Genomic DNA, 12,664 nt, shown 5'->3' on the forward strand with positions numbered 1-12,664 from the left:
CCTCGCCTTAACGCACGGCGGCTTGTTGCGCCGGGGCCGGTGTTACCGGCATGCCCGGGGCCAGGCCGGCAGGGCTGCCGACGATCACCTGGTCACCTGGCCGCAGGCCTTCGGTGACCTGCCAGCGGGCGCCGTGCATGACACCTGTGCGCACACTGCGCGCCTCGGCAACCCCGCCGATGCCCACCAGCATTACCCGGGCCTCGCCGTCGCTGCCGCGCTGAATGGCGCGCTGCGGTACCAGGATGGCCTGGTTGTCGGTGCCTTGGGGGGTGCGCACGCGCACATACATGCCCGGCAGCAAGATGCCATCAGCATTGTCGAAGCGACCGCGAAGGGTGACCTGGCCGGTGCCGCGGTCCACCGCGATATCCGTGAACATCAGCGCGCCCTGGCGCTCGTAGTCAGTGCCTTCTACCCGGGCCGTCAGGGCCTGCTGGTCGCCGGCGGCCAGTGCACCGTCCTTCAGCGCCTGGCGCAGGCGCAGGGCGTCGGCGGCGGACTGGGTGAAATCGACGTAGATCGGGTCCAGTTGCTGCACGCGCGCCATCAGCGTGGCGTCGCCCTGCCCCACCAGCGCACCTTCGGTGACCAGCGCCCGGCCAATACGCCCGGAAATCGGCGCCTTGACCGTGGCGTAGCCCAGGTTCAGGCGTGCAGTCTCGACATCAGCCTGGGCCGAACGCACGGCGGCCTGGCCACTGCGCAGGTTGGCGCTGGCAGTGTCGAAATCCTGCTGGCTGACGGCCTGTATCTTCACCAACGGCTGGTAGCGCTGCACCCGCGCCTGGGCTTCGAACACCACCGACTGGGCCCGGGCCAGGTCGGCTTCGGCGCGGGCCAGTGCAGCCTTGAACGGTGCCGGGTCGATCTGGAACAGCACGTCGCCGGCCTTGACGTCGGCGCCCTCTTCAAACCCCTTGTGCAGGACGATGCCTGCCACCCGGGCACGCACCTCGGCCACGCGCATGGGTTCGACCCGGCCGGGCAGGGTTGCCGCCAGGGTCAGGGGTTCGCTGGCGACCGTTACGGTCTGGACTGGAAAGGCGTTCTGCGCCTCGGTCGGCGGCGCTTCAGCTTCGCCGCAGCCGGCCAGGACGGCTGCCACCGCCAGGCAACTGGCCATTCCTATTGCACGCAAGTTGCTCATGATTCACCCGGGCTTTAAATGGAAAAACGGCCCGGATGATAGGCATGAGCGCAAAATGAGTCAATTTTGTCTCATTTGATACTTTGTTAATAATTGTGAAGCCTGAAGCCTGCTCGATCCCTGCAGGACCGCGCAGGTCAGCGGATCTGGTGCTTGTGCAGCAACCGGTAAAAGGTTGGCCGCGATATCCCCAGCACCTTGGCCGCCACGCTCATGTTATCGCTGTGCCGGTTGAGCACGTCGCACAACGCCTGGCGCTCGGCCCGTTGCTTGTATTCTTCCAGCGTACCCAGCGGCTGTTGCCCCTGGTCAATCGTCAGCAGGCCCAGGTCCTGCGCCTCGATCTGTCGGCCTTCGGCCAGCACCAGGCCGCGTCGTACGCGGTTGGCCAGTTCACGCACGTTGCCCGGCCAGTCATGCCTGCCCATGGCCGCCAGGGCATGGTCGCTGAACGAACGTGGCCGACGCCCGGTTTCCAGGCTGTAGAAATGGGCAAAATGGCTGGCCAGCATCGACAAGTCACCATGCCGGTCACGCAGCGGCGCGGTCACCACTTGCAACACATTCAAGCGGTAATACAGGTCTTCACGAAAACGCCCCTGCTCGATGGCCCTTTCCAGGTCCACATGGGTCGCGGCCAGCACGCGTGCATCCACCGGGATCGGCTGGCTGCCGCCCACCCGCTCGATATGCTTCTCCTGCAAGAAGCGCAGCAGGTTGGCTTGCAACTCCAGTGGCAGATCACCGATTTCATCAAGAAACAGGGTGCCGCCATGGGCCGCCTCGATGCGCCCGGTCTTGCGTTGGTGGGCCCCGGTAAAGGCGCCTTTCTCATGGCCGAACAGTTCCGACTGGATAAGGTGTTCGGGAATGGCGCCGCAGTTGATGGCGATGAACGGCTGCTCGCTGCGTTGCGACTGCCGGTGCAGGGTACGGGCCACCAGTTCCTTGCCGGTACCGCTTTCACCACGGATCAGCACGGGCGACTCGGTGGGCGCCAGCTTGCCCAGCAGTTTGCGCAGCTCTCGAATGGGGCGGCTTTCGCCCAGCAGTTCGTGGGTGGATTCATCCACCTTGGCGGCCCCTTTGCCACGCAGGCGCGCCATGCCGAAGGCCCGGCCCAGGGTAACCTGCACACGGGAGACATCGAACGGCAAGGTGTGGAAATCGAAGAACCATTCACAGACGAAATCGCCGAATGCCGGCATCCTTAACTGTTCGGCGCTGAGCACGGCGATCCATTCGGTGTTACTGCGCTTGATCATGTCCTTGACCGCATCCGGTTGCCTCAGGTGCGAAGCCTGCAAGCGCAACAAGCCCACATCACAAGGATGATCCAGCGCCGCGCCGAGCATGCAGCTGTCTACATCCCAACCTGCGTTTCGCAGGCCAGGCAACAAACGGTGGCAGTCGTCGCAGGGGTCGACGATGAGCAGACGGCGTTGCGCGGCAAGCTGTAGCATGACCGATCCTTGGCGCCAGTTTTTGGTTTTATGAAGTAAAACAGCAAGTTGTGGCGCCTGTTAAACAGTAGCAACGAAGTTGACAGTTCCCAGTACCGTCTGTCTGCCGACGCATTTTTTTACAAAGGGCCACGGGAATTTTCGCGTTTTATCGACATCACATGGCGGCGCAGACAACAACGGATTCGACCCTGACAAAAAATTTTACACCTAATGTGTGACTTGCCCCCGGACAACGAGCATCAGTACACATAACCCCGCGCTGCACTTCGCGATGAATGAGGCGACTTTGAAGCAACGCGGACTTAACTTCGATGTTTGGGACCATAGAGAGACCGAACCATGAATGCCCCGCTCCGTGTCAACGAAGCACTGCTGATTGCCGACCACGCCTTCGAACCTTTCCAGTGCGTAGCCTGGGATGCACCCAACGGTACTGGTGAGCTGAGCCTGGCAGTGATCGACCGGACCAGCACCCGCATCGGCAGCAAGCAGGTGTCTTCGCGTATCTATTCCGACCCTGCCCAATGGGCCAGCCTGATTGAGGAAGTGCGCGCCGAACTGTGCGAAAAAGGTTACGACCTGCAACCATGGTCGATGCCGAAGTAATAGCACCCGGCAAACCAAGTGCGTGCAACGCCACGCACTTGTTCGAATGCAAAGTTGCTGCCCTGGCAACTTTTTATATTGCGACATAGTGTCGCGCCAATACGATTCAGTCCAGGACTTTGAATTGCTGCAAGTGCTGGTAATCGGCCTGCAATTGCTCAGCCAGGCGCTGTGCGCGCCCAAGGCGAACGGGCGCCAGTTCCATATCCACCAATAACGTTGCGCAGGGCATGGGCTGTACGGCGTTGCAATGCTGCAGGCGACCATCGGTAAACACCAGGCAACGCACCGCTTCATCCGGGTGGGCACGCTGGCGTGCCTGCAGCCAGTGCCGTGCCTGTTCCAGTGCTGCGATCAGCGGCGTACCGCCACCTGCCCCCAGGGCTTGCAGCCAGGGCTGCAGGGCCGCCGAGGCCTTCAGGCCGTGGCGCTGCCATTGTGGCGTGCGCCCGCTGGCGGTCAGCAGGGCCAGCCGGGCGCGCTGGCGATAGGCCTGGTCGAACAGGGCCGCCAGCAGCCCTTTGGTCTGCGCCAGCGCCTGGTGGCGACGGGTCGAGGCCGAAGCATCGACAATCACCAGCCACAGCTCTGCGGGTTTGGCCTGGCGCAGTTGCCAGCATAAGTCCTGGCGCAGGCGTGGCCGCCCTTTGAGCAATGTCGGCAGCCAGGCCACTCGCCCGGCCGCTGCACTGCGCGCCCGGCCACGGCTGGCCCCGGCCTGCTTGCCCGCGCCTGGTCTGGCATCCGCCCCTTTGGCAGGTGGCTGGCGAATGCTCAGGGCTTTTTTGCCCAGTTCGGCACCTCACGCCGCGCGCCGCTGGCGACTGGCTGTGCCGGCAATGCCCCCCAGTCACCCTGCCCGCCCTGTTCGCCGGGGTTGCTTGCACCCTGCTGTTCGGGCTGTTGCGGTGCCGACGGCGGGTTGGCCTGGGGCATGACGCGCCGGCGATGGCGCAAGGCAAACTCGGCCACGGCATCGACATCGGCTTCCTCGATGGCCGCACCACCGCGCCAGGCGCAATGGGCGCGCGCGGCCCGCAGCCAGACCAGGTCGGCGCGCAGGCCGTCGACACCCGCGGCGTAGCAGCGCTCGGTGATCCAGGCCAGCGCCTGATCATCCAGGGCAATGCCATTCAAGGCATGGCGCGCCGCCTGGCAGCGTTCGCGCAATTGCGCCTGGGCCGCAGCCCATTGCGCGCAGAAGGCTTGCGGGTCGCTGTCGAAGGCCAGCCGACGGCGTATGATCTGCTGGCGGGCTTCAGGCTCGGGCAGGCCTTCGAGGGCCACGTTCAGGCCAAACCGGTCAAGCAACTGCGGGCGCAGTTCGCCCTCTTCCGGGTTCATGGTGCCGATCAGCACGAAGCGGGCGCTGTGCCGATGCGAGATGCCATCGCGTTCGATGCGGTTGGTGCCACTGGCCGCCACGTCGAGCAACAGGTCGACCAAGGTATCGGGCAGCAGGTTGACCTCATCCACATACAACACGCCCCCGTCGGCCTGGGCCAGCACGCCAGGTGAGAACTGTGCCTGGCCCTGCCCCAGCGCGGCATCCAGGTCCAGGGTGCCGACCAGCCGCTCTTCACTGGCGCCCAGTGGCAAGGTGACGAAAGGGCCCTCACCCAGCAGATCCGCCAGGCCACGGGCCAGGGTGCTCTTGGCCATGCCGCGTGGCCCTTCGATCAGCACGCCGCCGATCCTGGGGTCGATGGCCGTCAGGCATAGCGCCAGTTTCAGGTCGTCGGCACCGACCACTGCGGCCAGCGGGAATTGTACGGGTTCACTCATTTCAAGCCTGTTCCTCGCCGTCGAGCAGTTGTGCCTCAAGGGCCTCGCGGTAGTCGCCCGGCGCCTGCCACAGGCCACGCTGCTGGGCCTCCAGCAGGCGCTCGGTAAGGTCGCGCAGGGCCTCGGGGTTGTGCTCGCGCATGAAGTCGCGGGTAGCCGGGTCGAGCACATAGGCATCGGCCAGCCCCTGGTAATGATGGTCGTCGATCAGGTGCGTGGTGGCGTCGAAGGCGAACAGGTTGTCGACCGTCGCCGCCATCTCGAAAGCACCCTTGTAGCCATGGCGCTTGACCCCGTCGATCCACTTGGGGTTGAGCGCACGGGCGCGGATCACCCGGTTCAGCTCCTCCTTGAGGGTGCGGATGCGTGGCCGGTCGGCCTGGCTGTGGTCGCCGTGGTAACTGGCCACTGCTGCACCGGACAAGGTTTCCGACGCGGCCAGCATGCCGCCCTGGAACTGGTAGTAGTCATTGGAGTCGAGCAGGTCGTGCTCGTGGTTGTCCTGGTTCTGCAGCACCGCCTGCACCTTGGCCAGGCGCTGGGCGAACTGTGCGCGGGCCGGGGTGCCTTCGTCACTGGCGCCGTAGGCGTAACCACCATGGTTGAGGTAGACCTCGGCCAGGTCGTCGCGGCTGTGCCACAGGCGCCCGTCGATGGCATTCTGTACCCCGGCACCGTAAGCACCGGGCTTGGCACCGAACACCCGCCAGCCAGCTTGGCGCGCGGCCTGCTCGGCGTCCACACCCTGGGTTTGCAGCGCCGCACGTTCGCTGCGTACCCGTGCGGCCAGGGGGTTGAGGTCGTCGGGTTCGTCCAGTGCTGCGACTGCCTGCACGGCTGCATCGAACAGCCGGATAAGGTTGCCGAAGGCGTCGCGGAAAAAGCCGGAAACACGCAAGGTCACGTCCACCCGCGGGCGGTCGAGCAGGCTCAGCGGCAGGATTTCAAAGTCGTCGACGCGCTGGCTGCCGGTGGCCCACACCGGCCGCACGCCCATTAGCGCCATGGCCTGAGCGATGTCGTCGCCGCCGGTGCGCATGGTCGCCGTGCCCCACACCGACAGGCCGAGCTGGCGCAGGTGGTCGCCGTGGTCCTGCAGGTGGCGTTCGAGGATCAGGTTGGCCGAGGCAAAGCCCAGGCGCCACGCCGTGGTGGTGGGCAGGTTGCGCACGTCCACGGTATAGAAGTTGCGCCCGGTGGGCAGCACGTCGAGGCGCCCACGGCTGGGCGCACCGCTGGGGCCGGCCGGTACGAAGCGGCCGGCCAGCGCTGCCAGCAAGCCGTTCATTTCGGCCGTGCCGCAGGCGTCTAGGTTGGGAGCGACCACGTCGCGCAAGGCCTTGACCACATCGTGCACCGGCTGCCATTCGCTCAGCGCAGGTAGCTGTGCGTTGCCTTCCAGCGCCTGCCCGATCACGTGCAGCGCCAGTAGCTCAAGGCGCTCACGGGTATCCCCACAGGTGCGCCAGGGGTCGCTGCTCATGGCCTGCAACTGCTCTGGGCATGCACCCTGCCACGGCTGCCCCAGTTCACAATCGAGCGGGTCGAAACCTGGCACCAGCGCCTTGGCCAAGGCCCGCAGCAGGCTGGCATTGCCGCCGCGCCCGTCGCCACGCTCGACCCGCAGCAGCGCCAGCAAGGTATCCAGGCGCAAGCGGCCTTCAGGCGACTGGCCGAACACGTGCAGGCCGTCGCGAATCTGTGATTCCTTCAGGTCGCACAGGTAGGTGTCCAGGCGCGGCAGCCACACGGCAGCATCGTCCAGTTGGCCTTCCAGTTGCAGTTCACGGTCGATGTGGTTGGCCTTGACCAGCTCCAGGATGTCGCGTTGCAACTCCCGGGCTCGCCGCGGGTCGAGCATCTGCGCCTCGTAGAACTCGTCGGCCAGCTGTTCCAGGTGACGCAGCGGGCCATAGGTTTCGGCGCGGGTCAGGGGCGGCATCAGGTGGTCGATGATCACTGCCTGGGTGCGACGCTTGGCCTGAGCGCCCTCGCCCGGGTCGTTGACGATGAACGGGTAGATGTTCGGCAGCGGGCCGAGCAAAGCGTCCGGCCAGCACTGTGCCGACAGGCCGACACCCTTGCCGGGCAGCCATTCGAGGTTGCCGTGCTTGCCCACATGGATCACCGCATCGGCGGCAAAGGCATGGCGCAACCAGAAGTGAAACGCCAGGTAGCCGTGCGGCGGCACCAGGTCCGGGTCGTGGTACACCGCGCTGGGGTCTACCTGATAACCCCGGGCCGGCTGTATGCCGACGAAGGTCAGGCCATAGCGCAGGCCGGCAACCATCAGCCTGCCGCCGCGGTACATCGGGTCCTGCTCGGGTGGCCCCCAGCGTTCCAGCACGGCCTGGCGGTTGGCCTGCGGCAGGCGCTCGAACGCGGCCTGATAGTCCGCCAGGCTCAGGCTCTGGGCGCAGGGGCGCAGGTCGAGGTGGTCGAGGTCGTTGGTAACGCCACCAAGCAACTGGTGGATCAGTTGCGTGCCACTGCCCGGCAGACTCGCCAGCGGATAGCCCTCGGCCTGAAGCGCCTTGAGGATGTTCAGGGCGGCAGCGGGCGTGTCCAGGCCGACGCCATTGCCAATGCGGCCATCGCGGGTCGGGTAGTTGGCCAGCACCAGGGCCACACGTTTCTGGGCATTGGGCAGGCGCGCCAGCTCGACCCAGCGGCGGGCCAGTTCGGCAACGAAGTCCATGCGTTCGGGGTGGGCGCGGTAGCACACCACATCAGACTGGCTGCGTTCGCTGCGCCAGGCCATGTCCTTGAAACTGACGGGCCGGGTGATGATGCGCCCGTCCAGTTCAGGCAAGGCAATGTGCATCGCCAGGTCGCGAGCCCCCAGCCCCTGCTCGCTGGCTTCCCAGCCGGGCTGGTTGTCTTGCGCGCAAATGGCCTGTAGCACAGGGATGTCACGACGGAACGGGCGCAGGTTGGGCCGCTCGGGGCTGGACAAGGCAAAACCGGTGGTATTGACCAGCACCTCGGCACCGACCTCGTCCAGCCAGGCTTCGACCTGCTCCAGGCAAGCGCTTTCCTTGAGGCTGGCCACGGCAATCGGCAGCGGGTTCAGCCCGGCAGCCTGGAGCCGCTGGCAAAACACATCGATGAACGCGGTATTGGCCGCCTGCAAGTGCGAGCGGTAGAACAGCAACGGCGCCACCGGGTGTTCGGGGTGCCAGTGCGGGTACCAGTCTTCCAGCACGGCACTGCCCTTGGCCGGGTGATACACGGCGGTGCGCGGCAGCGGTTGCGGCTCGTCCCAGGCATAGTCGCGGCCCAGCCACTGGTTGGCCAGGCAGTTGAACAGGTTGATGGCGTTGGCCTTGCCGCCCTGGCGCAAGTAATGCCAGAGGCGCTCGGCCTGCTCGCCGGTGACGCTGCCCAGGCAGGTCAGCTCCGGGTCCGGGCGGTCATCACCCGGCACCAGAATCAGTTGCACGCCACGGGCGGCCAGCTCGACCAGTTGCTCGACGCCATAGCGCCAGTAGCCAACGCCACCGTGCAGCGACACCAGGATGACCTTGGCATGGCGCAGCACCTGGTCGACATACAAGTCGACCGAGGCGTGGTTCTGCACCTGCATCGGGTTGGCCAGGCGCAGGCTGGGGTAGCCTTCGGGCAATTGCTCGGCAGTGTCGGCGAGCAATGCCAGGTGTGAATCGCCGCTGCAGAGAATCACCAGCTCGGCGGGTGTCTGGCCGAGGTCGGCAATGCTGTCATCCGGCACGAAGCCGCCGGGCTGGGTCCGCAGCAGGTGCATGGGTCAGGCGCCCAGGGCCTGGCGCAGGCGCGCTTCCAGCTGGGCAGCATCCAGGTCCTGGCCGATCAGTACCAGGCGGGTAAGGCGCGGCTCGTCGGCGCGCCAGGCGCGGTCGAAGTGCTTGTCGAAACGGGTACCCACGCCTTGTACCAGCAGGCGCATCGGCTTGCCCGGGATGGCGGCGAAACCTTTGGCGCGCAGCACGCCGAACTCCACCACCAGCTGCGTCAGGGCGTCGAGCAGCAGGCTTTCGTCGGCCTCTGGCAGGTCGATGGAGATGGAATCGAAGGCGTCGTGGTCATGGTCGTCGTGGTCGTCGCCGTCGTGGTGCGAGTCGTGATGGGTACGGCGGCCATCGATATGCGCCTCGGATTCGGCGCCCACGCCCAGCAGCACTTCCAGTGGCAGCTTGCCGCTGCTGGCTTCGATCACCTTCACGGCCGGCGGCAGTTCCTCGGCCACTTCGGCGCGGACCTTGGCCAGGCCTTCGGCGTCGATCAGGTCGGCCTTGTTCAGCACCACCAGGTCGGCGCTGGCCAGTTGGTCGGCGAACAGTTCGTGCAGTGGCGATTCATGGTCCAGGTTAGGGTCCAGCTTGCGCTGGGCATCGACCTGGTCCGGGTAGGCGGCAAAGGTGCCAGCGGCCACGGCCGGGCTGTCGACCACGGTGATCACTGCGTCGACGGTGCAGGCGTTGCGGATTTCCGGCCACTGGAAGGCTTGCACCAGTGGCTTGGGCAGCGCCAGGCCGCTGGTTTCGATCAGGATGTGGTCCAGGTCGCCACGGCGTGCCACCAACTCACGCATGACCGGGAAGAACTCTTCCTGCACGGTGCAGCACAGGCAGCCATTGGCCAGCTCGTAGACGCGGCCACTGGCCTCTTCTTCTGTGCAACCGATGCTGCACTGCTTGAGGATTTCGCCGTCGATACCCAGTTCGCCGAATTCGTTGACGATGACCGCAATGCGGCGGCCCTGGGCGTTGTCGAGCATGTGGCGCAGCAAGGTGGTCTTGCCCGAGCCGAGGAAGCCGGTGACGATGGTGACGGGTAGCTTGGCCAGTGTTTTCATGTCGCATTGCCCTTGGCAGTATGGCGCGGGCATGCAGGACGACAGCCGCGGGCCAGGCCGGCCGGGCTTGTTCGCCACCGGATCACCCCGCCCGGTTGAAAGTCGAAAACGTTGCGAGGCAGGTCTCCTGGCTTGCACCGTTCCATTTGCCCTTTATAAAGCAGGCTGTGGCGGGATGACGCCTTCCCGCGCGCGTGCGCAGTGGCTGTGTCGATCCGTTGTCGGTGCTTACAGTTGCGGGGGCAGCCGCGGCTTGTACCGCGTTCCCGTCTTAGCTTCGGCCTGGCCGAAGAACCTCGAAGTGGCAAGGCTACGCAGTGGCTGGCGGGTGGTCAACCGTTGCGGTTGGCTGGCTGACCACTAGGCGCGCAACTGCGCTACAGTGGCACCCTCACCCACGGCCACGGACGCCCCCATGCACCTCGCCCCTGCCATACCGGTATTGCGCATCTTCTCGGTCGACAAGGCCAAGGAGTTCTACCTTGATTTCCTCGGTTTCAGCCTGGACTGGGAGCACCGCTTCAGCCCGGACCTGCCCCTGTACGTGCAGATTCATCGCGACGGGCTGATACTGCACCTTTCCGAGCACCACGGTGATGCCTGCCCCGGCTCCACCGTGTTCGCCCGCATCGACGACCTGCGCGCGCTGGAACGTGAGCTGCAGGATAAACAGTACGGCTATGCCCGGCCCGAGGCCGAGCGCCTGGACTGGGGATTGCAGATGCAGGTGTACGACCCGTTCGGCAACCGCTTGCGCTTTTGCCAGCAGATCGATGACGAGGCCAACCCTTGAAGGCCATGGGCAAACGTGAAATGGCCAGGCTGGAGCGAGAGCTGGTCGCATGCCTGACCGAAGCCTGCGAAACCGCCAAGGCGGAAATCGTCGGTTTCAGTTGGCTGACCCATCGGCTTGATCCTGAGGATTTTCCGGCCAGCCTGCGCATCACCTGGGTGTTCGAGCAAGAAGCCGACAAGGCGGCTGCCGTGGCGGGTGACGCCAAGGTGCGCATGCTGGCACTGACCGGGCTGGCGCTGGAGCAGGCTGGCATACAGCTGGACCATCCAGCGTGGCATGTGCGGTTTGACAGTGAAGAAGCCTGCCAGCAGAGCCACGGCGGGGACTGGGCCAAACGCTTGAAGGGGCGCTGAGCGTAGGGCGAAAGTTTGCTGCGCCCATGAGATCGAGCGCCGCCCGCGCGGTCCCTGTGGGAGCGGGCATGCCCGCGAAGGATCCTGCGCGGTGGATGGCACCGGCTTTGCCGGTGTTCGCGGGCAAGCCCGCTCCCACAGGGATTCGCGCCAGCTTTTAGAAATTGAAGCAAGACAGTTGCTCCGACACCGATTGCACTGAACTCAAGCCATGCGCCGTACCTGTGGGAGCTGGCTTGCCGGCGATGGGCCGCAACGCGGCCCCAGATTGCTTGACTGACTGGCATCAGGGCGTGCCCCGCGAAGCGCCGCACGGGCGGTGCTCGATCTTACAGGCGCTGAAAATGTTGCGCCGAACACGCAAGAAATGCATTGCAGGCTATCAATTCGTGACTGGCCGTTCCCGATCTGCCACGGATGTATTATGGTGGCGTGGTGCGCATATAACAGCAGCCCGAGCGATCGGGCACTTGCAAGACAATGAGGGTGTCATGAGCAACGAAAGCATTAACTGGGACAAGCTGGGTTTCGACTACATCAAGACCGACAAACGCTACCTGTCCGTATGGCGCAATGGCGAGTGGGACAAGGGCACCCTGACCGAAGACAACGTCCTGCACATCAGTGAAGGCTCCACTGCCCTGCACTATGGCCAGCAGTGCTTCGAGGGCCTGAAGGCCTACCGCTGCAAGGACGGCTCGATCAACCTGTTCCGCCCGGACCAGAACGCTGCCCGCATGGCACGCAGCTGCGCCCGCCTGCTGATGCCGCAGGTGCCGACCGATGTGTTCATCGAAGCGTGCAAGCAAGTGGTCAAGGCCAACGAAAAGTTCGTGCCACCGCACGGCAAAGGCGCCCTCTACCTGCGCCCGTTCGTGATCGGCACCGGTGACAACATTGGCGTGCGCACCGCCCCCGAGTTCATCTTCTCGGTATTCGCCATCCCGGTTGGCTCGTACTTCAAGGGCGGCATGAAGCCGCACAACTTCCAGATCTCCAGCTTCGACCGTGCCGCCCCACAAGGCACCGGCGCGGCCAAGGTCGGTGGCAACTACGCCGCCAGCCTGCAACCGGGCGCTGAAGCGAAGAAAGCCAACTTCGCCGACGCCATCTACCTCGACCCGCTGACCCACACCAAGATCGAAGAAGTCGGCTCGGCCAACTTCTTCGGCATTACCGCCAACAACGAGTTCGTCACCCCGAAATCGGCCTCGGTACTGCCAGGCATCACCCGCCTGTCGCTGATGGAACTGGCGCAATCGCGCCTGGGCCTGACCGTGATCGAAGGCGACGTGGAAATCAACAAGCTGGACCGCTTCATTGAAGCAGGCGCTTGCGGTACCGCGGCGGTGATCACCCCGATCGGCGGTATCGAGTACAACGGCAAGCTGCACGTGTTCCACGACCTGGAAAAGGTCGGCCCGGTTACCCAGAAGCTCTATAACGAGCTGACCGGTATCCAGAGCGGCGATGTCGAAGCACCGGCAGGCTGGATCGTCAAGGTCGCCTGAGGCGCCTTGGCGCAATGAAAGCGGGGCATGCCAGCAATGGCATGCCCCGTTTTTTTTGACATTCGCGGCCCTGTGGGAGATTCTATGGCCGGAGGCAAATTTTCAGTAGAAAAGCCCACGGCCTCTCTCAGCAACATCCAGGCACGAATCAGCCTGCCAGAGA

General features: G+C 65.0%; 10 protein-coding genes and 1 riboswitch. Of the genes, 4 read left to right on the forward strand and 6 right to left on the reverse strand.

What is annotated here, in order from left to right:
- Positions 1-7: 7 nt before the first annotated feature.
- Both ACFY9W_RS20075 and ACFY9W_RS20080 read right to left on the reverse strand, forming a co-directional pair.
- Positions 8-1,150 (reverse strand): MexC family multidrug efflux RND transporter periplasmic adaptor subunit, encoded by a 1,143-nt coding sequence (locus ACFY9W_RS20075; protein ID WP_391133602.1) that lies wholly within the window; start codon positions 1,148-1,150, stop codon positions 8-10.
- Positions 1,151-1,287: 137 nt separating this feature from the next.
- Positions 1,288-2,613, reverse strand: coding sequence for a sigma 54-interacting transcriptional regulator (locus ACFY9W_RS20080; protein WP_391133605.1), 1,326 nt, complete (start codon positions 2,611-2,613; stop codon positions 1,288-1,290).
- Positions 2,614-2,955: 342 nt separating this feature from the next.
- Between ACFY9W_RS20080 and ACFY9W_RS20085 the strand changes: the two genes are divergently transcribed.
- Positions 2,956-3,222 (forward strand): hypothetical protein, encoded by a 267-nt coding sequence (locus tag ACFY9W_RS20085; protein ID WP_013972506.1) that lies wholly within the window; start codon positions 2,956-2,958, stop codon positions 3,220-3,222.
- A 106-nt stretch (positions 3,223-3,328) separates the two neighbouring features.
- On the opposite strand, the gene ACFY9W_RS20090 is transcribed toward ACFY9W_RS20085, so the two are convergent.
- The 4 genes from ACFY9W_RS20090 to cobW form a co-directional block, all read right to left on the reverse strand.
- Positions 3,329-3,895: a VWA domain-containing protein gene (locus ACFY9W_RS20090; RefSeq protein ID WP_391133608.1), complete on the reverse strand. Its 567-nt coding sequence runs from the start codon at positions 3,893-3,895 to the stop codon at positions 3,329-3,331.
- A gap of 101 nt (positions 3,896-3,996) precedes the next feature.
- The gene (locus tag ACFY9W_RS20095) at positions 3,997-5,007 is read right to left on the reverse strand and encodes an AAA family ATPase (RefSeq protein WP_391133611.1); all 1,011 of its coding nucleotides are present in this window, start codon (positions 5,005-5,007) and stop codon (positions 3,997-3,999) included.
- A 1-nt stretch (position 5,008) separates the two neighbouring features.
- A complete protein-coding gene (gene cobN, locus ACFY9W_RS20100) occupies positions 5,009-8,770 on the reverse strand; it encodes a cobaltochelatase subunit CobN (RefSeq protein WP_391133614.1) in 3,762 nt (1,253 codons plus the stop codon).
- A 3-nt stretch (positions 8,771-8,773) separates the two neighbouring features.
- Positions 8,774-9,841, reverse strand: coding sequence for a cobalamin biosynthesis protein CobW (gene cobW, locus ACFY9W_RS20105; protein WP_391133617.1), 1,068 nt, complete (start codon positions 9,839-9,841; stop codon positions 8,774-8,776).
- 99 nt (positions 9,842-9,940) lie between these two features.
- A riboswitch (cobalamin riboswitch) is annotated at positions 9,941-10,155 on the reverse strand.
- Positions 10,156-10,256: 101 nt separating this feature from the next.
- On the opposite strand from cobW, the gene ACFY9W_RS20110 reads away from it, so the two are divergent.
- From ACFY9W_RS20110 to ACFY9W_RS20120, 3 genes are all read left to right on the forward strand, one after another.
- Positions 10,257-10,634 (forward strand): glyoxalase superfamily protein, encoded by a 378-nt coding sequence (locus ACFY9W_RS20110; protein ID WP_391133620.1) that lies wholly within the window; start codon positions 10,257-10,259, stop codon positions 10,632-10,634.
- Positions 10,631-10,990 (forward strand): hypothetical protein, encoded by a 360-nt coding sequence (locus ACFY9W_RS20115; protein ID WP_391133623.1) that lies wholly within the window; start codon positions 10,631-10,633, stop codon positions 10,988-10,990. The genes ACFY9W_RS20110 and ACFY9W_RS20115 overlap by 4 nt, the downstream gene beginning before the upstream one ends.
- Positions 10,991-11,481: 491 nt before the next feature.
- Complete coding sequence (locus ACFY9W_RS20120; protein WP_027916771.1) at positions 11,482-12,501, forward strand: branched-chain amino acid aminotransferase; 1,020 nt, start codon at positions 11,482-11,484, stop codon at positions 12,499-12,501.
- Positions 12,502-12,664: the final 163 nt, after the last annotated feature.

It is taken from the genome of Pseudomonas sp. NPDC008258 (assembly GCF_042956345.1).
Classification (GTDB): Bacteria; Pseudomonadota; Gammaproteobacteria; order Pseudomonadales; family Pseudomonadaceae; genus Aquipseudomonas.

What these genes read in the sequence shown, in the direction of transcription:
- ACFY9W_RS20095 (WP_391133611.1), bottom strand. Translation starts at nt 5,007, where the DNA reads ATGAGTGAACCCGTACAATTCCCGCTGGCCGCAGTGGTCGGTGCCGAC.
- cobW (WP_391133617.1), bottom strand. Translation starts at nt 9,841, where the DNA reads ATGAAAACACTGGCCAAGCTACCCGTCACCATCGTCACCGGCTTCCTC.
- ACFY9W_RS20110 (WP_391133620.1), top strand. Translation starts at nt 10,257, where the DNA reads ATGCACCTCGCCCCTGCCATACCGGTATTGCGCATCTTCTCGGTCGAC.
- cobN (WP_391133614.1), bottom strand. Translation starts at nt 8,770, where the DNA reads ATGCACCTGCTGCGGACCCAGCCCGGCGGCTTCGTGCCGGATGACAGC.
- ACFY9W_RS20080 (WP_391133605.1), bottom strand. Translation starts at nt 2,613, where the DNA reads ATGCTACAGCTTGCCGCGCAACGCCGTCTGCTCATCGTCGACCCCTGC.
- ACFY9W_RS20085 (WP_013972506.1), top strand. Translation starts at nt 2,956, where the DNA reads ATGAATGCCCCGCTCCGTGTCAACGAAGCACTGCTGATTGCCGACCAC.
- ACFY9W_RS20120 (WP_027916771.1), top strand. Translation starts at nt 11,482, where the DNA reads ATGAGCAACGAAAGCATTAACTGGGACAAGCTGGGTTTCGACTACATC.
- ACFY9W_RS20075 (WP_391133602.1), bottom strand. Translation starts at nt 1,150, where the DNA reads ATGAGCAACTTGCGTGCAATAGGAATGGCCAGTTGCCTGGCGGTGGCA.